Source organism: Halorhodospira sp. 9628, from assembly GCF_022228075.1.
Lineage (GTDB): Bacteria > Pseudomonadota > Gammaproteobacteria > Nitrococcales > Halorhodospiraceae > Halorhodospira > Halorhodospira halophila_A.
Genome location: NZ_JAJNRF010000012.1, coordinates 25,545 through 50,781 on the forward strand (window position 1 = coordinate 25,545; position 25,237 = coordinate 50,781).

The 25,237-nt window shown below is 62.2% G+C and carries 23 protein-coding genes; 16 read left to right on the forward strand and 7 right to left on the reverse strand.

Annotation, left to right across the window (positions count from 1 at the left end; translation table 11 throughout):
• Positions 1 to 169: 169 nt before the first annotated feature.
• The gene (locus LRG10_RS13285) at positions 170 to 427 is read right to left on the reverse strand and encodes a type II toxin-antitoxin system VapC family toxin (RefSeq protein WP_338018484.1); all 258 of its coding nucleotides are present in this window, start codon (positions 425 to 427) and stop codon (positions 170 to 172) included.
• On the opposite strand from LRG10_RS13285, the gene LRG10_RS11115 reads away from it, so the two are divergent.
• The gene (locus LRG10_RS11115; protein WP_238635600.1) at positions 362 to 706 is read left to right on the forward strand and encodes a hypothetical protein; all 345 of its coding nucleotides are present in this window, start codon (positions 362 to 364) and stop codon (positions 704 to 706) included. The two genes, LRG10_RS13285 and LRG10_RS11115, sit on opposite strands and share 66 nt — an antisense overlap.
• Positions 707 to 1,191: 485 nt before the next feature.
• Here the strand turns inward: LRG10_RS11115 and LRG10_RS11120 are convergent, their stop codons facing one another.
• The gene (locus LRG10_RS11120) at positions 1,192 to 1,539 is read right to left on the reverse strand and encodes a DUF4351 domain-containing protein (protein WP_238635601.1); all 348 of its coding nucleotides are present in this window, start codon (positions 1,537 to 1,539) and stop codon (positions 1,192 to 1,194) included.
• 52 nt (positions 1,540 to 1,591) lie between these two features.
• Positions 1,592 to 2,776: an Arm DNA-binding domain-containing protein gene (locus LRG10_RS11125; RefSeq protein ID WP_238635602.1), complete on the reverse strand. Its 1,185-nt coding sequence runs from the start codon at positions 2,774 to 2,776 to the stop codon at positions 1,592 to 1,594.
• Between the two features lie 785 nt (positions 2,777 to 3,561).
• Here LRG10_RS11125 and LRG10_RS11130 point away from each other — a divergent pair.
• From LRG10_RS11130 to LRG10_RS11175, 10 genes are all read left to right on the forward strand, one after another.
• Positions 3,562 to 4,773, forward strand: coding sequence for an O-antigen ligase (locus LRG10_RS11130; protein WP_238635603.1), 1,212 nt, complete (start codon positions 3,562 to 3,564; stop codon positions 4,771 to 4,773).
• Positions 4,751 to 5,539, forward strand: a complete 789-nt coding sequence (locus tag LRG10_RS11135; protein WP_238635604.1) for a sulfotransferase family protein — start codon at positions 4,751 to 4,753, stop codon at positions 5,537 to 5,539. Before LRG10_RS11130 ends, LRG10_RS11135 begins: the two co-directional genes overlap by 23 nt.
• Before the next feature lie 472 nt (positions 5,540 to 6,011).
• A complete protein-coding gene (locus LRG10_RS11140) occupies positions 6,012 to 8,612 on the forward strand; it encodes a PEP/pyruvate-binding domain-containing protein (protein ID WP_238635605.1) in 2,601 nt (866 codons plus the stop codon).
• Positions 8,609 to 9,250, forward strand: a complete 642-nt coding sequence (locus LRG10_RS11145) for a gamma-glutamyl-gamma-aminobutyrate hydrolase family protein (protein ID WP_238635606.1) — start codon at positions 8,609 to 8,611, stop codon at positions 9,248 to 9,250. The genes LRG10_RS11140 and LRG10_RS11145 overlap by 4 nt, the downstream gene beginning before the upstream one ends.
• On the forward strand, positions 9,247 to 9,996 hold the full coding sequence (locus LRG10_RS11150; RefSeq protein WP_238635607.1) for an NTP transferase domain-containing protein: 750 nt from the start codon (positions 9,247 to 9,249) through the stop codon (positions 9,994 to 9,996). The genes LRG10_RS11145 and LRG10_RS11150 overlap by 4 nt, the downstream gene beginning before the upstream one ends.
• Positions 9,997 to 10,909: 913 nt before the next feature.
• Positions 10,910 to 11,776 (forward strand): sulfotransferase family protein, encoded by an 867-nt coding sequence (locus LRG10_RS11155; RefSeq protein WP_238635608.1) that lies wholly within the window; start codon positions 10,910 to 10,912, stop codon positions 11,774 to 11,776.
• Entirely contained in the window at positions 11,773 to 12,750 is a 978-nt protein-coding gene (locus LRG10_RS11160; RefSeq protein ID WP_238635609.1) for a putative nucleotide-diphospho-sugar transferase, read from the forward strand. Before LRG10_RS11155 ends, LRG10_RS11160 begins: the two co-directional genes overlap by 4 nt.
• 1,516 nt (positions 12,751 to 14,266) lie before the next feature.
• Complete coding sequence (locus LRG10_RS11165; RefSeq protein ID WP_238635610.1) at positions 14,267 to 14,992, forward strand: hypothetical protein; 726 nt, start codon at positions 14,267 to 14,269, stop codon at positions 14,990 to 14,992.
• Positions 14,989 to 15,795: a hypothetical protein gene (locus tag LRG10_RS11170; protein ID WP_238635611.1), complete on the forward strand. Its 807-nt coding sequence runs from the start codon at positions 14,989 to 14,991 to the stop codon at positions 15,793 to 15,795. The genes LRG10_RS11165 and LRG10_RS11170 overlap by 4 nt, the downstream gene beginning before the upstream one ends.
• Positions 15,796 to 16,026: 231 nt before the next feature.
• Positions 16,027 to 16,521 (forward strand): hypothetical protein, encoded by a 495-nt coding sequence (locus LRG10_RS11175; RefSeq protein WP_238635612.1) that lies wholly within the window; start codon positions 16,027 to 16,029, stop codon positions 16,519 to 16,521.
• Between the two features lie 35 nt (positions 16,522 to 16,556).
• Here the strand turns inward: LRG10_RS11175 and LRG10_RS11180 are convergent, their stop codons facing one another.
• Both LRG10_RS11180 and LRG10_RS11185 read right to left on the reverse strand, forming a co-directional pair.
• Positions 16,557 to 17,249: a hypothetical protein gene (locus LRG10_RS11180; protein ID WP_238635613.1), complete on the reverse strand. Its 693-nt coding sequence runs from the start codon at positions 17,247 to 17,249 to the stop codon at positions 16,557 to 16,559.
• A gap of 24 nt (positions 17,250 to 17,273) precedes the next feature.
• Entirely contained in the window at positions 17,274 to 17,504 is a 231-nt protein-coding gene (locus LRG10_RS11185) for a hypothetical protein (RefSeq protein WP_238635614.1), read from the reverse strand.
• Between the two features lie 139 nt (positions 17,505 to 17,643).
• Between LRG10_RS11185 and LRG10_RS11190 the strand changes: the two genes are divergently transcribed.
• Positions 17,644 to 19,011 (forward strand): IS5 family transposase, encoded by a 1,368-nt coding sequence (locus LRG10_RS11190; protein WP_238635615.1) that lies wholly within the window; start codon positions 17,644 to 17,646, stop codon positions 19,009 to 19,011.
• A gap of 4 nt (positions 19,012 to 19,015) precedes the next feature.
• On the opposite strand, the gene LRG10_RS11195 is transcribed toward LRG10_RS11190, so the two are convergent.
• The gene (locus LRG10_RS11195; RefSeq protein WP_238635616.1) at positions 19,016 to 19,537 is read right to left on the reverse strand and encodes a hypothetical protein; all 522 of its coding nucleotides are present in this window, start codon (positions 19,535 to 19,537) and stop codon (positions 19,016 to 19,018) included.
• 77 nt (positions 19,538 to 19,614) lie between these two features.
• Between LRG10_RS11195 and LRG10_RS11200 the strand changes: the two genes are divergently transcribed.
• Positions 19,615 to 20,451 (forward strand): phosphotransferase, encoded by an 837-nt coding sequence (locus LRG10_RS11200; RefSeq protein WP_238635617.1) that lies wholly within the window; start codon positions 19,615 to 19,617, stop codon positions 20,449 to 20,451.
• Positions 20,452 to 20,459: 8 nt separating this feature from the next.
• On the opposite strand, the gene LRG10_RS11205 is transcribed toward LRG10_RS11200, so the two are convergent.
• Positions 20,460 to 21,410, reverse strand: coding sequence for a hypothetical protein (locus LRG10_RS11205; protein WP_238635618.1), 951 nt, complete (start codon positions 21,408 to 21,410; stop codon positions 20,460 to 20,462).
• 147 nt (positions 21,411 to 21,557) lie between these two features.
• Here LRG10_RS11205 and msbA point away from each other — a divergent pair, with 147 nt between their 5' ends.
• The 3 genes from msbA (at position 21,558) to LRG10_RS11220 (ending at position 25,237) form a co-directional block, all read left to right on the forward strand.
• Positions 21,558 to 23,450 (forward strand): lipid A export permease/ATP-binding protein MsbA, encoded by a 1,893-nt coding sequence (msbA, locus tag LRG10_RS11210; RefSeq protein ID WP_238635619.1) that lies wholly within the window; start codon positions 21,558 to 21,560, stop codon positions 23,448 to 23,450.
• Between the two features lie 207 nt (positions 23,451 to 23,657).
• Positions 23,658 to 24,092 carry a low molecular weight protein-tyrosine-phosphatase gene (locus LRG10_RS11215; RefSeq protein ID WP_305038545.1) on the forward strand — a complete coding sequence of 145 codons (435 nt, stop codon included), beginning with the start codon at positions 23,658 to 23,660 and terminating at the stop codon, positions 24,090 to 24,092.
• Entirely contained in the window at positions 24,092 to 25,237 is a 1,146-nt protein-coding gene (locus LRG10_RS11220; protein ID WP_238635620.1) for a polysaccharide biosynthesis/export family protein, read from the forward strand. Before LRG10_RS11215 ends, LRG10_RS11220 begins: the two co-directional genes overlap by 1 nt.

Below are 25,237 nucleotides of genomic sequence, written 5' to 3' on the forward strand. Positions count from 1 at the left end.
CCTGCACGGCAGGCCCTCGAGGCTCACGACAAACTGTTGCGCAGAGACAGCTGGGTCCGCGGGCGCGACCTCCACGCGCCCACTTCGGCCAGGCGCTGCGCGACTGGAGGCCACGTACAGCTGCGCGCTTTGGCCGATCGAGGCCGCACCGTCAAGGGTGAGGTCTTTCTTAGGGAGAGCTATCCAGCCGCCAAGGATTGAGGATCTCTACGCCGATTCCCGCGAAATCCGGCTCGTTGCGGGTGGCAACCGCCAGACCGCGGCTGCGGGCCACGGCAGCGATCTGCCCATCCGGGGCCGACAGTGGCCGGCCCTCCCGTCGCCACGTCGCCATGATGCGCCCGTAGTGGCGAGCGGCCCGTTGATCGAAACCCAGGATGCGCTGTGCGAACGCCGTATGGATGAAGGTGTCGAAGCGCTCACGCAGGTCCGAGCACGATCATCGTTCCGGCGCACATGGCTCGTGCGGGTCATGGCCTGGGAGTTCAAGTTCTACGCCATGCTTCGGGCCGAACGTAGCCTGAGCGAGATCGCCCAGGCGCTCCGGCTCCGAGACCGCCGACCGCAGGATGCGCCGCACCTCCTCCTCCATGGATATGCCATGCCGGTCTGCTTGGGCGCGCAAGCGCTCGATCGTCTCTTTATCCAAGCGGCGGACGCTGATGCTGCTCATAGCCTGTCTCTTCGCGACCCCCTCAAGTGCTAGCACATGATAGCACTTGAGAGACAGTAACCTAATCATGCAGCGCTTCGGCGACATCCCGTACCAGCTCGATTGAGCTGCGCGTGCTGCGCCGCATCCAGACACCCGATACCGGCGAAGTTCTATATGAGCTCGCCCGGCTTGCCCAAAATAGCGAAACCCTCGCTCGCGCGTCCTATGCGGCGGCGTTCGCGGGCGCGACGTTGTTCGTGACCTGGGCAGCCACATTCGCCCCCGTACCGGGAACATAAGCGGAAAGCGAACTGGCGGCGCTACGAGCTTGCCCCGTCGTGGCATGCCCGCGCCGCCTCCCTTGGGGCGGCGCGGCGACTTCCTGAGGCGGCCCTCCCGATAAACCGCCTCCAGCAAAAAGACCAGCTGGGCGCTCGCTTCGTGCCGGCTCAAGTCTCCACTGCTGGCAGCGGCCGAGTTTCTAGGCGCCCGGACTCACGATTCGCGCACCGACCAGCAAGAATGCCCGTTCGCCCCTACCCGGTGCCGAAGACATCCTCCACGCACTCGGCATCGAGAATCCGGTCCAGCCACATCTCCAGTTCGCCGACCGCGGCGCGCTCGATGCGGGCCCGCGATGCCTCCCTGGCCTCCGGGCCGAACTTGCGCTCGATCAAACGGAGCAGCGTCTGCGCCGCAGCCTGCCGACGGCCCTCTTGCCGGCCCTCCTCACGCCCTCTCTGAATGCCCCGCTCTTCTCCACGCTTGAGCCACTGTTCTGCTAGCGTCATCACCAACTCCTCCGCTCGTCCCGGCCGCGTCTGCTCCAGCGCCTGCCGTACGTCCGCCTCCTCGACCGAGCCGTAGACCCTGGCAATGTACACCAAAAGCGGCTTCTCCAGCGGATGCCCCGGCGGAAGATCCCCCAACCGGCCGTCATGCGACTCGGCCAGCTGCTTCAGTCGTCCCCAACCGCGCCATCATCGCCTCGAAAGCGGAACCGTCGTCGGCGAGCGCATTGGCAACGAACGGCGCGTAGCGCTCGAAGAGCATCTTGGTCGAGGAGTGGCCGAGCAGTCGGGAGACGAACAGCGGGTTCTCCCCCGCTGCCAGGTGCAGGACCGCGGCGGTGTGCCGGGTCTGGTAGACGCGACGAGCAGCGAGGCCGAGCCGGCGCAACGTCGGGTTCCAGTGATGCTCCGCCACCCAGCTCGACTCGATCGCCCGTCCGTCCTCGCGCACGAAGACGTAGTCCTCGGCCGCCTTGGTGGCCACATGCTGACCCAGTTCCGCGGCCAGCTTCGGCGAGAGCGGGATCTCGCGCCGGGTCTTCGGGTGCTTGAGCGTCGTCTGCCGACCATCGACGCGTGCCTCGCGGACCCGGAGCTGGCGACGCTCCAGGTCGAGGTACTTGACCTTGAGGCCGTTGACCTCGCAGGAGCGCAGCCCCGTGTAGAAGCGCAGCTTGAAGTACAGCCGCAGGCGCGGGTCGACCACCTCCAAAAAGGCGTTGACCTGCTCGGCGGTCAGCGGCATCGGGTCGTTGCGGTCATCGCGCAGGGGCGGGAGCCCGGCCATCGGTGAGGGCATCCCCAGCTCCCGCTCGGCAAAGCGCAGGATGCCGGATAGCGGCGAGAGGATGAAATTGATCCGTGCGTTGCTCAGCCGCCGCTGACCGCGGGCGTCCGTTTGATCGATGAGCCCCTGTCGGAAGGCGCGCACCGCGCGCTCGGTGATCTGATCGAGCGGCCAGTCGCCGAAGTGCGGGATCAGGTACTGATGGATCACGCCCTCGACGCGTCGCCGGTAGCTCTCCTTCCACTCGCCCTCGTGCAGGGCCAGCCATTGCCGCGCATAGTCCGCGAAGCGCCGCCCCGGGGCGCGCGAGCCCCGCTCCCGGATCCAGCGCTGCGCGCGCTCGAGCTTGCGGCTTTGCGGGAACCAGGCCGCATAGTCGAAGGTGCCCATCTCCAACTCGGCGTTGATCTTGCGCAGATTCCGCCGCACGCGCCGCCGATTCTCCGGGGTATCCCGCAGCCCCGAGCTTTCCCGGAACCGGCGGCCGTAGATGCACAGATCGTACTGAATCGTGCCATTGGGCCGAATGCAGAAGCTCGCCATGGCGCACCCTTTCCACTATCGTCCGTGAACGCTGATCACTAGTGTACAGGTATACACCTCCCGCGCAAGGAAGTCAGCACCCGGCCCCCGCGCAACCTGGGCGCCCGGCGTTACGATGGCGCGGCCAACCGCAACAAGCCCACCCAGAGGCCACCGCTGACCGCCCTCAGCAGGCCGAGCGCACGCGGCGCTGCCACCACGCAGCCGCCCCACTCGGGTCGCTGGCGCCCGGGACGGTTGCGCTGTCACGGTGACGGGGTCAGCGGTGCTGACCCGACTCAGCGCCCGGGCGCGGATCAGCGGCGGCGCCGCCTTGTCTCGCGTTGCGGTGCGTTGCCTCCAGCGAGGCCACCGGCCTTCACGGGTGCAGGATATGCGGGGCTTTGCGCTGCAGCGGGGGGTGCTGCGGATAGGGCGAAGTGTTCGTGGCGGGCTGAGAGCGAACAGCCCCAGTTTTCCCCAATATACGCGCGACCCCACTTTATTAGCCCCGCAACCCCTCTCACGGCACCAACAGCGGCGCGGTGCAGCCCTCCACTAAAGCGCGTCCGTAGCCCTTGCTCCTTCCGCGTCTGCGTGCTTGGATACCGCTCACAAGCCAGACCGTCCTGCCAGACGGGCCACCTTGCGTGGCGTGACCGTCTCGGCGGTAGCGTGTCTGCCTATGGATTCCAGCTGCACGCCAGCCATCACCGAACGCCTCCGACATACATAGGTTGCTCATGCCTACAACGACTCGCCTCCGTGCCTGGTTACCTCCCAGTAACCATATACTCTCGGTTTACTTGGCCGGAATCGTCACCCTTTTTTATGCCTCGATGTATTTTGCTACCGGCTCCTCGCCTGGCGTCAGGAACGTATATTATGCCTTGGCGGTCGCACCTTTTATCTTCCTTTTAGCGTGGCGCCCGAGCACTTGGACCCCCCTTGCGAGCTCCCCGATTTTTTTGCTGGTTTGCGCCTTAATCGCCTGGACCGCGCTATCGACCTTATTAACCTTACACAATGGTGGCACAGAAGCGATATGGGACGCTATACGATATTCTCTCATAATTCTTACTTTTTTTGCGATCGTCACCCACGCTTCGACCCGTCTCCCCCGCTTTCCGTACTGGTTTTTTTCTTTAATATCCATTTCTGGAGGCATCGCAGGACTGTACTTTAGCCTTTCCCATATCCAATCTACTGACGGCTTTCAACTTGGTTCGCGGTTGAGCCTTGACATCGCTTTTGCCGGCAACCCAAACCGGGTCGCAACCCTGTTCGCCCCTCCGAGCATCATTGCCTTCGCACTCGCTTTATCCAGCAGCCAGTGGAAATCGCGCGTCATTTTCTTTTCTTGTTTCCTTGCTGCACTGGGACCGGTGGTTTTCTCTCAGGCGAGAACCATCTGGATCGCCATCTTTTTTGCTCTCGCAGCTATTCTTTTTTGGCACCAAAAGAAAAAGGCGTTAATAGCTCTCGCACTTTTTATAATCGTCGCACTCGGCGCAATATTTAATATTGACACAGGGGGGCGAGACCTGACCGAAAGCAGGAACATTGAAGCACGGGCTGATATTTATAAATCGACTTGGGACGACATAACCCAGGCACCGCTCTTGGGCTACGGGATGCTCGCCCCACAGGATATCGAGAGAACGTTAAGAGATCGCGACTCCTCCCACGCGCACAACACCTATCTTTCTTTTTGGCGGCAAGGAGGCGCCCCAGGACTGCTTCTCTTGATTGCAATTCTTGGGTACGCGTCTTGGTATGCTTGGAAAAGGAGGGATCTCCAGTCTGAGAACGCGGACGCGCTGAGTTGCATTTTCGGATTACTAGTCCTGTATGCCATAACCAGTCTAGCTTATACGCGTTGGCCTCTCGCATCACCGTCCGCAGTGTGGCTTATGTTCTGGGTTCCACTGGGAATGGCCGTGGCACACCAGGTCGTAACAAAAAAAACTGCGAACCCCCCCAGGGGAGACCACAATGATCCGCATAAACAGCTCTAAAGCAGGAAAAGCCCTCCTTCTACGCGCGGCGAAGCAGCGGGAAAAAATAGAAAACCAGCTAAAAACGCGCAGAAGGAGAACAAGAAAAACCCCTTTTTACGTGAGACACCCTTTCGAAGGGGCACACTCTATCAGGAGCGCAGATCAAAGGGGACTTGTCGATTTTGATATCGGAATTTTTTACAACCGAATACCTAAAGCCGCCAACTCGACAGTTGTAACAACCATTGCACGGATAAAAGAAAACCAAGAACGCGAAATTAGAGACATAAAAAGGGACTTCCTATCCCCCTCCGAACTCACACAAGAGCAGGTAGACGCTTTTGCAAATCTGCTAAAATTTACTGTTGTCCGCGACCCGTATTCCCGAGCCTTATCTGCCTACCTGGACAAGGTGGCACGGGGAGGGAGATGCCCTAAGGAACTCATTAAGAAAAATGGCAGCCCTCCGAGCTTCGGGGAGTTCTGCACATACTTGGAGCATGGAGGACTTTTCGCTGACCCGCACTGGACTCCGCAAACCGAGCTCCTTTTGCTAAAACCGATAGAATTTGATTCGATCATAAAGATGGATGATTTAGCGACACACCTCCCAAGCCTGTTAAGTCGAGTCACCCCCAATTCCACACAGGATCTTACTCTACACATACCCCATCAAACTGGTGCAAGCTCACAAATAAAAAATTATTACACATCAAAAACATACCGAGCAGTCACAGAGCTCTACAAAAGAGACTTTGTAGAGCTGGACTTCGAGCGTATATAAAATGAAAGGCCTTGCGCAGGACGCTTTAAAAACAAGCACCGTAATACTGGGCGCCGGGGAGCCGCACAAAGGGAAGACCCCGTCACCACTTACGCGGACACAATTCGGCACAACTGTTTTAGAATGGACCTTAAATTCTATTAATACTGGCCTTGATCAGCTTACCTTCGTGGCTGGTTACTCAGCGAGTACCATCCGCGCACAAAACGCTGCCTTGTCGGTAGTTGAAAACCCGGACTGGGCCGAGACAGGTAGCGGTGCCTCGTTGCTGGTAGCACCACTACACGCTAGCCAGCCGACCCTGGTCAGCTACGGCGACATCCTTTTCCGCGCCTGGCTTGTGGAGCAATTACGGGCAACGCATGCCCCTATAGCAATCGCCTGGGACAGCGCCTGGCGCACGCGCTATTCCGGGCGCAGTGAAGAGGATCTAGTTCGCTGCGAAAAAGTTGCTGTAGCCAACGGCCATGCCGTGCGGCTGGGATCCGACATCCCCGTCGACTGGGCCGATGGCGAGTTTATCGGCCTGGTTTACTTCGCGCCCGAGGCCGTGGATCGCCTGCGCCGGTTGCAGGAGCACATGCCCGAGAGCCTACGCACGGTGCATCTCTCCGGCCTGATCGAATACCTGCGAGCTGAGGGGCTCACCGTCGAAGCTGTGGACGCCCGCGGCGACTGGGCCGAGGTCAATGAGCCACGGGACATCGCCCATTTTGTGCTCGGCACCAAGGCCGAGACCCTCAGCCGGCTGCGCGGGATGGTCCGCAGCGCCACGATCCTTGATCAGGTCGCCTTCACCGTCGCCGACTGGCAGCAGAATCCAGCAGAGTGCCTGCAGCGCGTCCGCCATCAACTCGGCGGACAGAGCTTGGTGGTGCGCTCCTCGGCACGCAGCGAGGACGCTTTCACTGCCTCCAATGCCGGCGCCTATCACAGCGTGCTCGGCGTCGATCCCGACGCCGACCTACAGGCGTCTATCGAGCAGGTGCTCGGCTCTTACGCTGGCATCCAGGACGATGATCAGGTCCTCGTCCAGCCCATGCTCGATGATGTCGCAATCAGCGGCGTGGCTTTTACCCGGACACTGGAGCGTGGCGCCCCCTGGTACGTCATCAACTACGAGCGCGACGGCAACACCGAAGGGATTACCAGCGGCAGCAGCACGAACCACGCCACACTGCTCCACCGCCGCGGCGCCGAGGTCTCCGAACTGCCTGACCCTCGATTGCAGGGGGTACTGACCGCCCTGCAGGAGATCGAGGGACTGCTCGGCTTTGATACCCTGGATGTGGAGTTCGCCATTGATTGCAGCGATCGGGTGCACATCCTCCAGGTCCGGCCCATCGCCGTGGACCGCACCGAGGCCGGGGTCGGAGATGAGGCCTGCAATCAAGCGCTGGCCGAGGCCCATCACGCCTGGCGGCGCTTGGCCCCCACCCCACCGCAGTTGCCGGGCGAGGCGCCCCCACTCTACGGCGTCATGCCCGACTGGAACCCAGCCGAGATCATAGGCACCGCCCCCGGGCAGCTGGCCGAGAGCCTCTACCGCGAGCTGGTCATGGACGAGGTCTGGGCGCAGCAGCGCGCCGAGTACGGCTACCGCGACGTGCGTCCCGCCCCGCTGCTGGTGAGCTTCGCAGGGCGCCCCTTTGTCGATGTCCGCGCCAGCTTTGCCTCGTTCATCCCGGCTAGTGTCAGCGAGCCAGTGGCCGGCAAGCTGCTGCGCTTCTACGTGGACTGGCTGCGCGCGCGGCCGCAGCTCCACGATAAGGTCGAGTTTGAGGTGGTGCCCACCTGCCTCGCCCCGGGCTTCAAAGGCTGGAAGGAACGCCTTCGCCGGGAGGCCGGGCTACAGAAGGAAGAGATCGCCGAGCTGCGTGCCGGTCTGCACGGCATCACCGCCCAAGCCTTTACCCGCAGCGAGCAGGATCTCGCCGGCATTGAGCGACTGGCCGAGCGGTTTGAGCGCATCCAGCACGCCGAGCTCGATCCGCTGGAGCGGGCCCGCCTTTTGCTCGACGACTGTCGGCGCCTGGGCACGCTGCCCTTCGCCCACCTGGCGCGCAGCGGCTTTGTCGCCGTGACCCTGCTGCGCGGCGCCGAGGCGACCGGTGCGATCAGCCCTGCTGCCCGCGAGAGCTTCCTCTCCACCCTGCGCACGGTCAGCCACCAACTGACCGCCGACGCTCGGGCCACGGCCGACGGCACCCTGGCGTGGGAGGCCTTTGTCGAGCGCTACGGGCATCTGCGCCCCGGCACCTACGACATCCACTCGCCGCGCTACGACGCCGACCCGGAGCGCTTTCTCCGCCCGCTGGTCGAGCACGCGAAGGAGGCCGAGCTCGAGGAGGCGGACGCTACGGCATGGGAGCGGGAGCGTGCCGCCTTCCTGGCCGCGCTTGCGGAGCTGGAGCTGCCCGCCGAGGCCGAAGTCGTAGAGACATTCCTCCGTCAGGCCATCGAGGGACGGGAGTACGCCAAGTTCGTCTTCTCGCGCAATCTTTCCGCCGCCCTTGAGGCGCTGGCAGCCTTCGGCGACCAGCATGGGTTGAGCCGCAGTGAGCTGGCCGATCTGCCACTACCCGGTCTGCTGGCTACTCGCGATGCCCGGTGCCCCGGCGCCGATACCGCCCAGGCGCTGCGTACCCAGGCGGCGACCAACCGTGAGGCCCGCAAGATCGCCGAGGCGTGCGAGCTGCCGCCTTTGATGGGTGATGCCAAGCAGCTCGACGCCTTCCTGCTCGGGGCCGACCGCCCCAACTTCGTCGGATCCAGCGCCGTAACCGCCGAGGCCATCGACCTGGCCCGCCACAGCGCCGATGAACCGCCACCGATTGCCGGGCGCATCGCCCTGATCCCCCAAGCTGACCCGGGCTACGATTGGCTCTTCGGCCAGGGGATTGCCGGCCTGATCACGCTCTTCGGCGGCGCGAATTCGCACATGGCCATCCGGGCTGCGGAGTTTGGTCTGCCGGCAGCGATCGGCGTGGGCGAACAGCGCTACCGCGAGATTGCTCAGGCCCGGGTACTGGAGCTCGACCCCCCACGACAGATCCTGCGGGTGATCCGGTGAGACGTATCGCCGTGAGCCAGCGCCGCGATGCCATCGCCGGGCGCGATGAAACCCGTGATGCCCTGGACGTGCGCCTTGGCGGGCTGCTCTGGAACCTGGGCTTTCTGCCCATCCCCCTGTGCAGCGCCATCGCCTCAGCTTGCGGAGATGCCATGGAGGACGCCCGCGCCGCCGCGGGGTACCTCGATGCCCTGGCCCCCGAAGGCGTCTTGCTCAGCGGCGGCAATGACATCGGCCAGGCGCCCGAACGGGACAATCTGGAGCATGCCGCCTTGGCTTACGCGCGGCTACACCGCGTACCCGTCTTCGGCATCTGCCGCGGCATGCAGATGATCCACGTCCATCAGGGTGGGGAGCTGGTGCCACAAACCGGCCACGTAGCCGTAGCTCACACCATTACCGGAAATTGGCTCCCCGACGGCCGACGCACCGTCAACAGCTACCACAACCACGGCGTGCCGGGTGACGCGCTGGGCGCGGAGCTCGAGCCGTTGGCCTGGGCCGAAGATGGCAGCGTCGAGGCTCTGCGCCACTGTGATCTGCCCTGGCTAGGGATCATGTGGCACCCGGAGCGCGACACACCCACTGCCGAGGCCGACCAAAAACTCATCACGAATCACCTGGGAGCAAACCCATGAGAGCGATCATCCTCGCCGCCGGGCAGGGCACACGCCTGCGCCCGCTCACCGACGATCGGCCGAAGTGCATGGTCGAGCTCGAGGGCAAGCCTTTACTTGAGCATCAGCTCGAAGTCCTGCGCAGCGCTGGTGTCGACGATATCCACGTCGTCGGCGGCTACCGGGCCGAGTGGCTGCAGCGCCCGGATATCACCCTGCACATCAACAAGCGCTTCGATCAAACCAACATGGTCGCCACCCTCTTCGCCGCCGAGTCGATCATGGACGGCAGTGAGGATCTGATCATCGCCTACGGGGATATCGTCTACGAGCCGCGGGCGCTCCAGGCCCTGCTCGAGTGCGACGCCCCGGTTTGCCTGACCGTTGATCGCGCCTGGCGCCGTTACTGGGAGGCTCGCATGGATGACCCGCTAGCTGACGCCGAGACGCTCAAGCTCACCGACAGCAACCGGGTCACGGAATTGGGCAAAAAGCCCACCGGCTACGAAGACATCCAGGGCCAGTACATGGGCCTGGTCAAGATAAGGGCCGACTACGTCTCCCAAATCCCCGCCGTCTGGCGCGCCATGGACCGCGATGCCACTTACGACGGCAAGGACTACGACAACATGTACATGACCAGCTTCCTGCAGCATCTCATCGATAGCGGCTGGGAGGCGCGCGCCGCGTTTGTTGAGAATGGGTGGGCAGAGATAGACTCTCCATTAGATTTGCGAGTAGCGACACACTTCTGGACGCCCTCATGACAGGGCCGGTATACAAATGGGCGCTAGCCATCTCCGACGCTCTGCCCTCCCAGCGCAGTGATCGCATACCGCCTCTCTATGCCACCCGAACACCAACCGCAGCGAGCACGCCGTGAAAGCCAACAACAGGACTTCGCCAACCTCGCACCCATCCGGCGACCTGACCCCTGTCTCCGAACAGACCCTACGGCTTCGTGCAGCGGGAGTCGCTGCGATGAGGGATGTCTTGTTAGAGAGCGGCGTCACGGAGTATCGCCTCGGTACAGGGGCTTTATTGGGTTTATATCGTGATGGCGACTTCATCCCTTGGGACTGGGATGTTGGTTTTGATATATGTGCCATACAACTACGTACTCGGATCAACCAAATCCGAGATAACGCCGCCTCCGCCGGATTCGCTCCGAACCTACTAAAAAGGACAGCACTCAACCTCAAGGTCGACTTTTCCCACCCAGGGGGGTACTTTGAGCTACTCGGTTGGCGAAAAGATTCACTCGGTAGACGCCGCAGACCGAACATGGTCCTACCGCGGATGATATGGGAACCTTCCACCGAAGTATCCATCCGCGGAGTAACTGTGACAACTTACGCCGACATCGAGCGATATTTAGAGCACTTCTATGGAGAGTGGCGGACCCCCATACGGAGTCGCCAGAACGACATCTATATGAACAAGAACGCCCGCAAAAAAGACCGCTTAGATAGGATACTAACGAAAATCCTTCGCGCTAGAACAGGTGATTAATTCCTACTGCGACACCAACCAATCACTCTCGCCTGTCACCCCACCATTGACACTTACCCCAAAACCGAGAGACGCCCACCAGCCTTTTACATCATTATGAGTCATAAAAGCCCACAACCCAATTATGTCGTCATACTAGGGACCACTTACTCCGGATCGGGCGCAGTCTTGGATTACCTCATTGGACGAGGCGACCTCTCGCCCCCCCTTGGCACATCGGAGTATTTGCTCCCGCAACTACCTCATGGCCTCATGGCACTGGAGTCTGCTGCAGGCACTTCTTTCCACCACACGCTCTCAGACCATGCCGTTTACTCTTTTTTGGATCTCGCCAAAAAACTACATAGACCTCGTAGCCGTTACCGATACGGAAAAGGATATGGCGACCACTTACCCGATTTTTTAAACGCGGCTGAAGACTTCATCGAAGATATAACTATCGCCCGAATGCCGATGAAGCTCGCCTGGCAGCGCATGTTTGAATCTACCAGCCAACGCGCAATGAACCAATGGAAGAAGCGCCTAGGACGAAAACGCCCAGTACAGCCAACGCATATTATCGCCCAACCTGATGCAGTTGTGGACGCGGCCCAGAGAATGCATGACCGCATCTTCCGCCCCACCGAAAACAGGCCGGTTATTTTAAATCAAGCCGGGTCTGGATGGAACCCTGTCCATTCAACCAAATATTTCCACAATCGCAAGGTTATTCTTGTCACACGGGACCCACGCGATCAGTTCTCCGAGCTTAAGCAATACAAGAAAGCAAAAGACGTAAACGAATTCGTACGCTGGTACAGGGCTCTAAAAGAACGCCTCGATGCCATCGAAAGCCCGCTTTTGAAAAAAATCACCTTCGAGGATTTTATAAAGAATCACGATCAGTCCTCAAATTCGATTTGTGAGCACCTACAACTGAATCCGGACACACCCTCGCGATACGAGCCGGAAGCCTCTGCACGGAACATCGAAAAGTATAAGCGGTTGCTAAAAAAAGAGGAGATCCGGATCATCGAGCAGGAGTTGATCTATTGACAGCCGTACCCCATTCCGCCGACCAAGATGCAAAAGACCGCGATCCCCAACAGCGCGAACAGGCCATTGATGCGGAGCTAATCTACCTTGCATTCGGAGTTGAGTACGCAACCATGGCGTGGCATTCAGCCCGCACTGCGCAACGCTCGAACCCTAATCTAAAAAAAACTCTAGTTACAAACCTTCGCTTTGATGCTGATTGCAGCGCAAGCCCTTTTGAAAAAACCATTGAAGTCGAATCACACGACCTGGACAACCGGCACTATAAAACCAGAATATGTAATTTCGTAGAAAGCACCCTCTTCTGCTACGTTGATGCCGATACCACCATCAACCGCGACCTTTCCCCAATTTTCCGGGCGCTTGACTGGTTCGACTTGGCTGCCAAGCCAGAGGGCACTCTTACCAATAAAGATTACGAGATCGCGCCGCAGCTGGCCGCATACGAGGGACTCCCAGCATGGAATGGGGGTGTGTTCTTCGCTCGAAACAAACGCGCAGTGACGCAGCTTTTTGAGCGCTGGCATCAATGGTACGTACGGGACGGGAAACAAAAGGATCAACCCACGCTCCACGCAGCTATCACACAATCTACAGACGTCCGTGTATTACCGCTTCATCCCTTTTGGAATCATATGTTCAAGGAAGAACTTCGCATCCCCCACAAGAACAAGACGCCAGCCATCACCCATTATCGGTCTCCTACCGAATATCCGCAGGTCGCAAAAGGACTTGAACAAGAGCTTGAGCTGCTTAGTGCGAGCCTGAAGGGTCGCGATGCAGAAAGAGATACAGAGGTTTCCTCATACCGGCGCAAACTGAAAACGATCCGAAAAACTAGATCAGGAATAATTGGGAAGCTGGGGATTGGCAAGCTCGCTGCGACAATTGCCCTTTTGGCTCAAGGCGCTTCGCTTAGGGAGATCAGGGGCAAGCGAAAGCCGGGACAATCACATGATCGAAAAAAACTTTGATGAACCTGCTGGCCACCATGCACGCTGAATTCACGATTGAAGGCCCCCTCCAAAAGGCAGCCAGCAGGCCGGTTATAGTCCTCCTAGTTAAACGGAACTGGGCCGAACTTGATGCCGGACTACCGGTTTTGCACGCCTTCTCTAGGGCGCGCCAGGACATACCGCGGGTCGCGTTATTTCAAGATGCACGAATGCACCAGCAGCGGGAACAGTTCCCGGCGTTGGTCGCTCAGCTAAAGCGTTTAACAGACGTTTGCGTCTGGGCTCATCACGATCCCAGCAGCTCGTTCAAGCTCAAACGGAACCTACCTTCCGGGGAGCGGCAATCCGGCATTCGGCATGCTTCGCTCGGCGCATTTTGGAGGGTTCGTGCGCCACTCCTGGCGATGCGAGAGTTGCGCTTGTTACAGCACGGAGGACTCCTAGAAGCGGGAGTGTGTGCACTTATCCGCAACCACAAAGCGGAAACTCCCTTGGAGCGCTGCTTGCGCAAACGCAACCCTGACGCCCTCAAGGTCAGCTTCCACCACGGTGCGCACCCTACGGTGGCCAAAGAGGAGCGCGCGAGCCAACCGCGACCGGGCCGCGGTGCGCCGACCGACCTGTTCCTGGCCAAAACCCCGGAGGAGGCTGATCTCGTCCGTTTTCCTGGACGGCAGCCCTCTGTCCAAGCTGTAGGCCTCCTAAAGTATGATGCGCAGTGGCTCGAGCGCATCACCGACTCAAGCACGGCCGGCGATCAGGACGAACCACGCTCCGCCCACAACAGGCGCACATGGCTTTTCCTGACCCGGGGACCTGTGAACGAGGCCATGGACACAGCCGACTATGGCAGGCTCATCGAGGCCCTGGCGAAATCACTAATCGATCGGCCGGATGTAAGGTTGCTGGTCAAGCCCCACCCTAGAGAAGACCTTGAGCTTTTGCGGGCCAGCCTCCCGGGACGTGAAGGTGAGAGATGGTGTATCACTCATCAGCATCCATACGTGGCCGCTCGACAGACGGAACTCGCCATAGCCATGTGGTCAAGCGTTATCCTTGACGCTGCGGCGGCCGATAAGCCGGTTATTGAGCTCTATCGGTTTCGCTACCCCAACCACTACCTTGCATACCTCCCGGGTGGCCGCTTGGGGTCCACGCATGCGGCCCTAGGCATATGCGAACCTGCTTCGACCCATGAGGAGCTCGAAAACGCGATCAAAGCATGGGAAGATCGAGGCTGGCACCACCCGACTTGGTCCCCGAAGCGAAGGGCGGTTGCTGCGCTTCTCGGATCAACCCCGGGCAGCATCTTGCAACGTACCACAGACGTAATTGAAGAAACTATGCAGTCATATTCTCTACATACTGGGGGGAGCAAAGAGTCCTAATGTCTCTACAACGCGGACACCCCCGACTCGTTTTCCACCTGGGGCTACACAAGACTGGCAGCAGCTTCCTACAGCGCTGCATCTTCCCCAACTGGCCGGGGGTCGATTATATCGGGCGCCCCCTCCCCAAAGACTCCCTGAGAACTATGGCAGAAAGCCAGGAAGGGATAGTCCTTTTCTCAAGTGAAAGCCTGTCCGGCAGCCTTATTGATGCCTATGACAAATCGGGCCACTCATGGCGAGACCGCCAGTGCGCGCAGATTATCCGCATAGGCCAACTGTTCCCAAATGCTTATGCCTTAGTCGGCTTCCGCGAGCCGGTTGGCTGGCTGCTATCCATCTATAAGCACTACCTGCGCTTTGGCGGCACCGCCGCGCTGGATCAGTTCGTGGGCAGAGCAAGGGACGACAACCCGATCCTGACAACCGACGAGCTTTTACTCGGGCCACGCCTAGACGCCCTGGAAGCAGCGTTCCCGGGACGACTTTTTCCTTTTTGCTACGAGGAGCTCCGGGATAGCCCTCAGGCGCTTTACGGTGCGGTCGCAAGGTTCCTCGGAACCCCCGTGCCACAACCTGTCAAGAGTAACAGGCAGAGGGTAAATGAAGGCGTAAACTCCCGCCAGGCTGCGGTTCTACGCAGACTTAACGCCGCGACCGGGGCACTGCGGTCGCGCGGTGCTGTCAGCAAGGCACGTCTGCTTGCTGCGAAATCGTTCTTCAAAAACGCGCCCCCGCTTCGGCTATCCGACACTCAGCTGGTTATGGTCGAAGAAGAGCTCGGCCCGGATTGGAGCGCTGTTCTCGACCGGATCAACCGAGCCCGTTCGTCTCTGAACGAACAGGCGCCCGATCCTCGAGCTGCCAAATGATAAACCCGATTGCTTTAACCAGGGGGGCGATCTCTCCTGAACAACTACGAGCTATCATTGCTCCGGCGATGGGGGATGAGCTAAAAACCGGCCGGGCTGTTCTTCTTAAGGATGGCAGGACTCGAGTATGGTCTATCCCGTCCCAAGACTTCACGTATATCCTGAAGACGTATAGAAAAAAAAGCTTTTACGAGCGGCTTCAGGACCTTGGAAGGCCACCGGAACGCCTTTACGATGAGGTGACTCGACTAAAAGAAATCGGAATCCCTTTCGCTAAACCCGTTGCAACAGCTCGGGGAAGCGACCTGAGCCTATTGATTACTCTAGAAAGCCCTGGCACTACACTGCACAAAACACTTCGAGCGGACGACCTTGCGCCGAACATTCTAGAAGAGGCATTCTATCTCTGGGGGCTATCTCTTGGGCAAATTAACCGGGCTGGAACACTGCACATCGACCCGAGCACGAAAAACATCCTCGTTCATGATTCCGGCGCAAACGCAGTAATAACTTTGGTTGATGTGGACGGCTTACGCCGATTCCGTTTTGTGCCAACCGCAGTGACCGTATACTTTCTCGGAAAGGCCTTTCTTTATACGCTCCGTAGCTCACGCTTTGAGCCAGATGTACTGACGCATTCAGCAGTAGAACATTTTTTTTGTGGCTGCGCCGAGGGACTCGGCAAAACGGACCCTTACGATTTGCGAGAGCGTGTTGCGCGTAGCGTATTTTCTCGAATCGCCAGAAACCAGCAGCGCTTTGAGGTGGAGCGGGCCCGGTCACTCTTGCAAGCGAAGAGGTAACCTCTCATAGCTATGTCCGACAGCCGTTATCCCCGCACACTGCGCTACCCGGTGCTCTACATCGGGGGACTACCGTGCTACGCACTGTACCCTTGGGCGGATCGCATTCGTCGGCCCTGGTGGTTGTCAGCCCTGGCCATCCCCCGCCGGCGCCCCCCGGGGCTCTTCCCGGTCCGAACCGAACTGATTCACCATAAGACGCGGCGCGCCCGGTGGCCGGAGACGATCAAGATGTGGCCCTGGATCATCGCCTGGGGCGACTGGGACCGCATCGAGACCATGCCGGCAAGCTGGGAGCATGACCACATCGTTGCAGTGCTCGAGGGTGCCGATTATCGGCAACTCCCCATCTACGACGAGTTGTGTCAGGAGATCCGGCAGAAGGGGCGAACCCACTTGAAAGGGCTGGAGAGCGCCACTGACATCGACGCGTACTTCAGCAATATCCCCGTACTGGCCGACAGCATCCGCCAGCATGGGATCTCGCCCGGGCGGACCCACGGCGCCAAGGAGATCCAAGTCCGGATCGGGCGGGACGGTACGCTGCTCAAGTGCGGAGAAGGCACCCATCGGCTTGCCATCGCCAGAGCCGTGGGCATTGCCGAGGTTCCCGTCCAGGTCGAACTGATCCACGCCGCGTGGGCGAAGCGGGTCATCGAGGGTTACGACTTGCCCCTGATAGCGGCCCTCGGGCAATGGTTTGCGGCGGGCTGCCCTCGCCTGTAATCGATCTCTACGCCGATGCGAAGAGCCACGCGCCCCTACCGCGATTCCCCGCCCGGGGCGCAGGCCTCCTGGACCTGCTCCAGGCACCGCTCAATCGCCTGGCGACGCGAGCGGGCCCCGCCACGTCGCTGCTCCTTCAACACGTCCCGGTGGATCGCCACGATCCTCAATGGAAAGGCTCCGGGCGATCCGGTAATCTGCGCCGCGGCCAGACGATGTCGGCCGATTGAGATCTTGACCAGCCTTCCGCCTCGCCCAATCATCGCGCGAGGCACCTCCTCCCCTTCCTGCTCCCGGTACCCTTCGTCACGAAAGCTGTACAGCATCGGGATCAGAGAACCCTCGAACAGTTCCTGTGCCTCCGACTCCGAGGTCACTCGATGTCCTTTGTGGGTGTGCCTCCCGCGTGACGCGATGTCCTCAAGCACTTCCTGGTACCAGGCACTCTCCCGATAATTCGGTAACGACGCCCAGAGGCTTTGCAGCCGTTGATACGAGCCGTGCTCCTCAAACCGCTCGACGGCCTCGTCCCATGTGCCGCCGATGAAACGCCGTCTGCGCTGGACATGGTAGTACTTCTTGGTCACCCACCCCGACAACCCGGAGTAGTCCGCGTTCTTCTTGGTCGGATTGCGAAACGGGTGTTGGCGATACCAAACCACACTCTGTGGGTCGATCCAGATCCGCCACTGCCTGGAACCGATCCTGGTTCGCTGCTTTTCGGTCACGCTTCTCCCATCCCCCACAAAAACCTACTTCTGAAGCTCGGCCAGCCCCTGCCGGATGGCCGACGCCGCGTCCGTATCGAAATGGCGCATGCAGTCCCGCACCCAAAGCGGGTGGACGTGCCGGACGTACACTGCAATCTCAGGTAGCTCCAACAGCCGGGCCATCGCGTACCGGTGCCGCCCATTGCCCAGTCGCACCACGGTGCCATCACGACTGATGGCGACGCGGACATCCTTCTTCGGCGAACCACCCAACTCGGCCTGGCTGAAGTAGTCGGTCCTGAAAAACTCGCAAGGCGCTGATCTGTCGCGGGTTATGGGCCCTTGAGGGCGGCTGGAATCACCGGGTTTTGGTATCCTGCGATTCGAAACCTTGCAAACTTGGACGGCTGTGATGGGGCCCAAAGACGATCGACAGACGCCGCAGCACGATCTCTTCCGCATGGAGCTGGCCAACCTGATCAACCCGCGGCATCCGCTGGTCCAGCTCGCCGAGCGGATCGACTGGAGCGTGTTCGAGCAAAAGTGGGCAGGGTTCTTCACCTCCACCACCGGCCGTCCGGCTGCACCACCACGGCTGATCGCCGGGCTGCTCTACCTGCAGCACGCCTACAACCTCTCCGATGAGGCCGTCCTTGAGCGCTGGCTGGAGTCGCCGTACTTCCAGTACTTCTGCGGTGAGCAGTACTTCCAGCACGAGCTGCCCATCGACCCCTCATCGATGACGCGCTGGCGCAAGCGCATCGGCGAGGAGGGCGTCGAAGAGCTGCTCGCGCAGACGATCGAGACCGCCCGGCGCGAGGGCCTGGTCAAGCGCCAGAGCCTGGAGCGGATCACGGTGGACACCACCGTCCAGGAGAAGGCGATCACCTATCCCACCGACGCCAAGCTCTACGCCCGTGCCATCCGCAATCTCGGCAAGGAGGCCAGGCGGCACGGGATCCCGCTGCGCCAGAGCTTTGCCCGCAAGGCGCCGGAGACCCTGCTACAGGTCAACCGCTACGCCAAGGCCAAACAGATGAAGCGCAAGCGCCGGGCGACCCGGCAGCTGAAGACGTACCTGGGGCGGCTGACGCGGGACATCGAGCGCAAACTGGTCGATGCCCCGGAATCCGCGGCCACGGCCCTTCGGCCGCAGCTGCGCAAGGCCCGGCAGCTCCTTGAGCAAACGCGCAAGGATCCGGACAAGCTCCTCGCCTGGCATGCACCGGAGGTGGAGGTCATCGGCAAAGGCAAAGTGGCCAAGCCTTGGGAGTTCGGTGTGAAGGTCTCGGTGGCGGTGACCAACCGCGAGAGTTTCGTCGTCGGCTGCCGGACGATGCCGAATCGCCCCTACGATGGCCACACCCTCAACGAGGCCCTGGAGCAGGCGGAGATCCTCAGCGGTGGTGTCCGTCCGACGCACTGCTACGTGGACCGCGGCTACAAGGGCGCCTTGGGGTTGCCGCGCATGAAGGTCTTCCATTCTGGACAGCGGCGCGGGGTGGACACCCGGCGCCTGCGTCGAGAGTTGCGCCGACGCTCGGCGGTGGAGGCGGTGATCGGCCACATGAAGACCGATGGGCGCATGGACCGGTGCCGCCTCAAAGGCCGCCTGGGTGATGCGATGAATGCCGTACTGGCCGCCGCCGGGCACAACATCCGGCTCCTGCTGCGGGCCATGCCAGCTCTTTTGCGCGCTCTACTGGGGTGGCTGCTCTCGCGTCTGGGTGGTCACCGCGCAGCACTGGGTGCACCGGAACCCGCCGGCGTTCCGGTATAACCGGTTATTCAGAACCGACGAAGTACCCCTGCTCTCGCATCCGATGGTAGGTGCGGCGCATGTCATCGAAGTAGGCATCCAGCGCGCGCCGCGTCTTGAGCTTTTTGCGCCCTGATTTCCCGAGCCTTAGCTTCCAGACCTGCTTGCGGTATTCACTGGTCTCCTCCGGCCTCAGTCCGGCGTCGAAGATCTGGTAGACCGTGCGCGTGTGCCGGCATGCATACAGCCAGGTGGCATCCTCCATGGGGTACGTCAGGTAGTCCCAGGGCCCACCGACGATCAGGTAGCCTCGAACGATGGCACCGGTGACATCGGCGTAGTAGTGGGTGATGCGATGCATGGGCATCCGCACCACCCGCTCCTCGTCGCCTAGGAGCCCCTCGCCTTTCCACGCGGGCCCCATCCAGGCTGCCCACTCCCGGGTACTGCGTTTGATCACCGGCCGTAATGTGTGCCGTGCGGCGGAGCGCCCCAGACGTCGCGCACGCGCTGCGCCGGACCAGCGATAGTCGGTTTTCTGCGTCATCGCGGCGACTCTACACCAGCCCCCCGGAGCGGCCAACCGGGCCAACGTCGCCCGGGCTGTTCTGTACAATGGCCGGCATGTCCATCCGAGAGACTCCCCACCGGATTGAGCGACGCGCGCGTGAGCTGGCGACGGAGGCTCCTGGGCTCGAGGTCCTCCGCGCCGACGCGCCGACTGACCGCCTGGTTGTCAGCCACGCAGAGCAAGTGCCCGCCGAAGCGGCCACGAAGCAGCTGGCCGGTTGGGAGGCCGATCTCGGCAGCGCTCGGGTGCTCGCCGAGCGCCGCCGCCACAACGTCTACCGTTTGGACACGCAGACACATGGCCCAATCGTTCTCAAGTACACGAACCCCGGCAAAACCCGGCGACGCTCCGCCGTCCAGGCCTTTCTGACCGGCTGGCTGCTGCATCGCGCACTGCCGGGGGCTATCCCCGAACCACTGATGGCCGTGGATCATTACGCCTCAAGCCGGATTACGGGTTCGTGTCTGGTCAGTCGCTACGTGAAGGGCGTGTCCGTGCGCGATCTCCGCCAGCAGGGGGCGGTCACCGCTGAGCTTCAGGAGACGGTGGGGCGATTCCTGGCCCGCCTGCACCGCAGCGGCGTCTTCCTGCAGGACTGCCGGCCGGACAACTTCTTGGTCACCCGATCCGCAGCCGCATCCGCGACAGCGGAGCAGCGCCTAACCCTGCCCGACCTGGAAGCCCTGCTGCCAGGCCACCCGAGCCGGTGGCGCGCGGCCCGGCTGCTGCTCAAGCTCTACGGTCGTGATGTCGGTTTCGAGCGCATCTGGAGCGCCTATTGGCAGGAACGCGGCGAGGCGCTGACGACCGCTGAAAGCTTGGCCTTCTGGGGCGCTTATTTCCCCGTCCGGCGTCTGCGGCGACGCATATTGCACATGCTGGGCCGCTGACGCAATTGCTACAGGTAACCGCATTCACGAAACCGCCCCGCAGACTGACCATCCAGCTGCTCGATGAATGTCCGGTTCGCGGGGCGAAAGCACGCAAGGATGCGCTCGCGCAACTCGTCGTTGAGCGTGATCTCTTCCTCCCGGCCGCCACCGATGCCGATGGTTGCCCGCAGCGACTGGAGCCGTCCACGCAACCCGCGCAGCGGGCGCAAGCGCCAACTGTTGGGCCGCTCCCCCTGCCGGTGCCGGTTGCGCTTACCCAGATCCACCCGCTGCCGCAGAGCGTCCACCGGCTCGCCCACGCACTCGGCCACCGCGCTCAGAAACCCCTCGGCGTCGGCCTTCAGCCACTCGAAAGGAAGCACGGTAATCCGCGCCTTTGGCGCCGCCTCACGCAGGGCGGCGAGAGTCCCACCGTAGTCGAGGAAGGCGCCGTAGGACGCGTACTCGGGGCCCAGCACCCGCTGCTCGATGCGCTGCTCGAAGTCCCGCTGCCCGGCTTGCGGGATCCGATCGCTGCGCTCGGCGTAGAATGAGGGCAGGTACGTATCCTGCCGACGGGTGACGAAGAGGATCCCCAGCTCTTCGATACCGCGCTCGACAGCGGCCTGCTGCAGCGTTGCCAGGCTACGGGGGAAGGCGCCCGGGTGACGGTAGCGCTTGCCGAGTTCGCCGAAGAAATCGTAGGGCGAACTCATCCGCTCGTGGGAGACCACCGCCGGGCGATCCGCGGGTGCGCCATCGAGCAGGGCATCGATCACATCCCCGGCGCGGTGCGCCCAGCGCTCCGTGGGCATCGCGAAGGTCTGGTAGGCCGGACACGGCCGCACCCCGTCGCGCCGCAGCCCGGCCACCGGGCGATTGCCATGTCCGGCGTAGTGCACCGACTGCAGCTGCGGGAAGACCTGCTTCTGCAGCCAAGTGCTCGCCGTCTTGTTGAAGCCGACGTGTAACGTCACCCTCGAAGGCACCATCCGATTCATGCGCGATCCTTTTCCAGGCTGCAGCTAACAGGCGTTGAACCTAGTCGCACCGTAGGACGACTCAATACCTTATCATGGCGGGCTTTGTGGATTGAGAGACTGCGCCCTGCAGCCGAGGTGGCCTTGAGCACGAAGAGCGACACCGCGACCGACTTGGACCTCGACCCGGTGGCCGATCCGGAGAAGCTGGAGAAGAAGCGCCGCAAGCAGCAGCAGAAGCGCACCGAGGCCGGCGGGCCCGACGGGCCGCGGCCCGACACGCCCTCTTGGCCGGTCTTCAAGCGGTTGTTTACGCAGTACGTCCTGCCGCACTGGAAGGTCGGCCTGATCGCGGTCGTGGTCACGATGCTCTTCTCCGCCAGCGAGGTGGCCCTGATCGCCACCTTGCAGCCGCTGCTCGACGACGGCCTGGTCGAGCAGGACACGGCGATGATCCGCCTTTTCGCCGTGGTCATCCTCGGGCTGCTGGTCTTTCAGGGGATCTCCTACTTCGTCTCCCATTACCTGATCACCTGGATCGGCCGACAACTGATCAAGAGCCTGCGCCTGGACGTCCACGACGCCCTGCTGCGCATGCCCTTCAGCACCTACGAGCAGCTCTCCTCCGGGCGGCTGATCTCGCGGATGACCTACGAGGCGGAGCAGACCGCCAAGGCCTCAACCCAGGCAGTGCTCACGCTGTTCAAGGACGTGGTCAAGGTGGTGCTGATCTTCGGCTACCTGCTCTACCTCTCCGTCTGGCTAGTGGCACTCGTCAGCGTGGTGCTGCCGCTGATCGCCGGGATCATCGGCCTGGTCAACAAGCGCTTTCGCAAGATCAGCCGCAAGATCCACGGCGCCGTGGGCGGGGTGGGCACCGTCGCCGAGGAGAGCGTCCACGCCCACCAGGAGATCAAGCTCTTCGGCCAGGCCGAGCGCGAGCGTCGGCGCTTTGAGTACAACAACGAGCGCAACCGCAAGGCCTCTATGCGCAAGGCCGCCCTCAAATACGCCACCGTCCCGCTGATCCGCCTTCTGGTGGGCATCGCCCTGGCGGTGGTGATCTCCGTGGCCACCATGGAGGCGGTGGTCGAGACACTGACCGTGGGCACGGTGGTCTCCTTCATCGCCGCCATGACGCTGCTCCACGGCCCGCTCAAGCACATCGTCTCGCTCAGCGCCGAGCTGCAGAAGGGGCTGACGGCGGCCGCGAGCATCTTTGAGGTGGTTGATGCCGAGTCCGAGCAGGACAGCGGCACGCAGAGCCTTGAGCGGGCCGAGGGAAGGGTGGAGTTCCGCGGGGTGCGCTTCGCCTACGACGGCCAGCGTGAGGTGCTCAAGGGCATCGATCTCACCGCCGAGCCCGGCGAGATGATCGCGCTCACCGGTCCCTCCGGCAGCGGCAAGAGCACCCTGGTCAGTCTACTGCCGCGCTTCTACAACGCCACCGCCGGCGAGATCCGCCTGGATGGGGTGCCCATTGACGAGTACCGTCTGGCCGATCTGCGCCGCCAGATCGCGCCGGTGAACCAGGACATCGTGCTGTTCAACACCACCATCGCCGAGAACATTGCCTACGGCGCCGAGCGCGAGGTCAGCCGCGAGGAAATCGTACGGGCGGCCGAGGTCGCCTACGCCCGCGACTTCATCGAGGCCCTACCCCAAGGCTTCGACACCGAAGTGGGCGAAGACGGGAGCCTGCTCTCCGGCGGTCAGCGCCAGCGTATTGCCATCGCCCGGGCGGTCCTCAAGGACGCGCCGATCCTCATCCTCGATGAGGCCACCGCCTCACTGGACACCGAGTCGGAGCGCTTCATCCACGCCGCCTTCGAGCGCCTGATGCAGGGGCGCACCGCCTTGGTGATCGCCCACCGGCTCTCCACAGTTGAGAACGCCGACCAAATCCTCTTCCTCGAGGACGGCCAGGTGGTGGAGCGCGGCAGCCACGAGGAGCTGCTTGCGCTCGGGGGCCGCTATGCAGGTCTCTACCGCATGCAGTTCGCGCCGGAAAACGCACCGACACCACCGTCTTCCTAGCTCTCCCACACCACCGACCACCCACCAAAGCGCCGCCGCGCCGGGTGCGACTGCTTGCCCCACTCGGCGACTGCGCTTTTCCGCTGCGTTAAACCCTGATTAATCACCCGGGAGCAAACCCGTTGGTAACGTACTGGTTTCCGCGAACGGAGCGCGCGGTGTCGTTCCCCCCAGGAGTCGTTCGGTTCCCGGCCTATGCATCCACTATTGGGCAACGTTCTCGTGGTCTGTACGGGCAATATCTGCCGCAGCCCCATGGCCGAGCGCATGCTGCGAGCGGCATCCGGCCCGGACGGGCCGGACCGGGTCGAGTCCGCCGGCATTGGCGCCTTGGTCGGCGCCGGGGCGGACCCCCACGCCGTCGCCGTCATGGACGAGATCGGCCTCGACCTGCGCGACCACACGGCCCGTTCCATCGATTCGGTGGACGTGGCGCGTTTCGATCTCATCCTGGTCATGGAGCGCGGGCAGCAGGCGTGGCTGGCGCGACACTTCCCTGAGCTGCGCGGACGCACGTTCCGGATCGGTCACTGGCAGGAGCGGGATGTACCCGATCCGTTCCGTCGGTCGAAGGCCGCGTTCCGCGCCGCCCGTGATCAACTGCAGGAGGCTGTCTTCCAGTGGCAAGGAATGCCCGCGTGATGGATCGATTTGCTCGCAGCGCCGGCACCCTCGCCCTGCTTGCCGTGGTCAGCGGCTGCGCGATCGTCCCCGGTATCCGCATGTCCGACGACGCGGATGAGCGCTTCGTCCCCGAAGACGTGGAGGACGAGGAGGCGTTCGATATTGAGATCATCGACATCGATGCCGATGTCCTGCGCCGCCAGGAGCGGCGCGTCTCACCCGCGCTCGAGGTGGGCGAGGTACGTACCCGTCAGGAGGTGACCGCGGCGCATGAGTACCGCGTCGGCGTTGGTGACGTGCTCAACGTGATCGTCTGGGGCCATCAGGAGCTGACCAACCCGTTTGGAGCGGGCACCACCACGGACCTGGACGAACTCGGCCGGGTGGTCCGCGAGGACGGCACGATCTTCTTCCCCTTTGTAGGCCTGCTTGAGGTCAAGGACCGCAACGTCGAGGAGATCCGCCGCGACCTGCAGGAGCGGCTCGACCCCTATGTAGCCGACCCCCAGGTGGCGGTTCGCGTGGTCGGCTTCCACAGCAAGCGTGCCTACATCACCGGCGAGGTGCGCGATCCTGGCACCCTGCACCTGCGCGATGCCCCGATGACGGTCATGGACGCCATCAACGAGGCCGGGGGCTTCTCCGAGCGGGCCGACCGCCGGCGCGCGGTGCTCACCCGCGGTGATGAGCAGATCGAGATCGACATCCTCAACCTCTACGCCACGGGCAGCAACGACATCCTGCTCAAAGACGACGATGTCCTGCACATCCCGGACAACCACGCCAACCGGGTGTTCATGATCGGCGAGCTGGCGCAGCAGACGGCGGTCGAGCTCAAGGACGGCCGGCTGTCCCTGGCCGAGGCGGTGGCCGAAGCCGATGGGGTGGATCTGGCCTCGGCCAACACCGCGGAACTCTATGTGCTGCGGGGTCAGCCTGTGCGGGATGAGGACAGCGGCGAGGTGCTGGGCCTGCGCCCGCAGGTCTTCCGCCTGGACGCGCGGGAGGCACCGGCCCTGCTCTTCGCCGATGGCTTCGAGCTTGAACCGCGGGATGTGGTCTTTGTGGCCGCCTCGCCGCTGGTCCGCTTCAACCGGGTGGTCGCGCAGTACACGCCGATCATCTCGGCCCTTTGGCAGACCGATCGCATCATCCGTGACTAG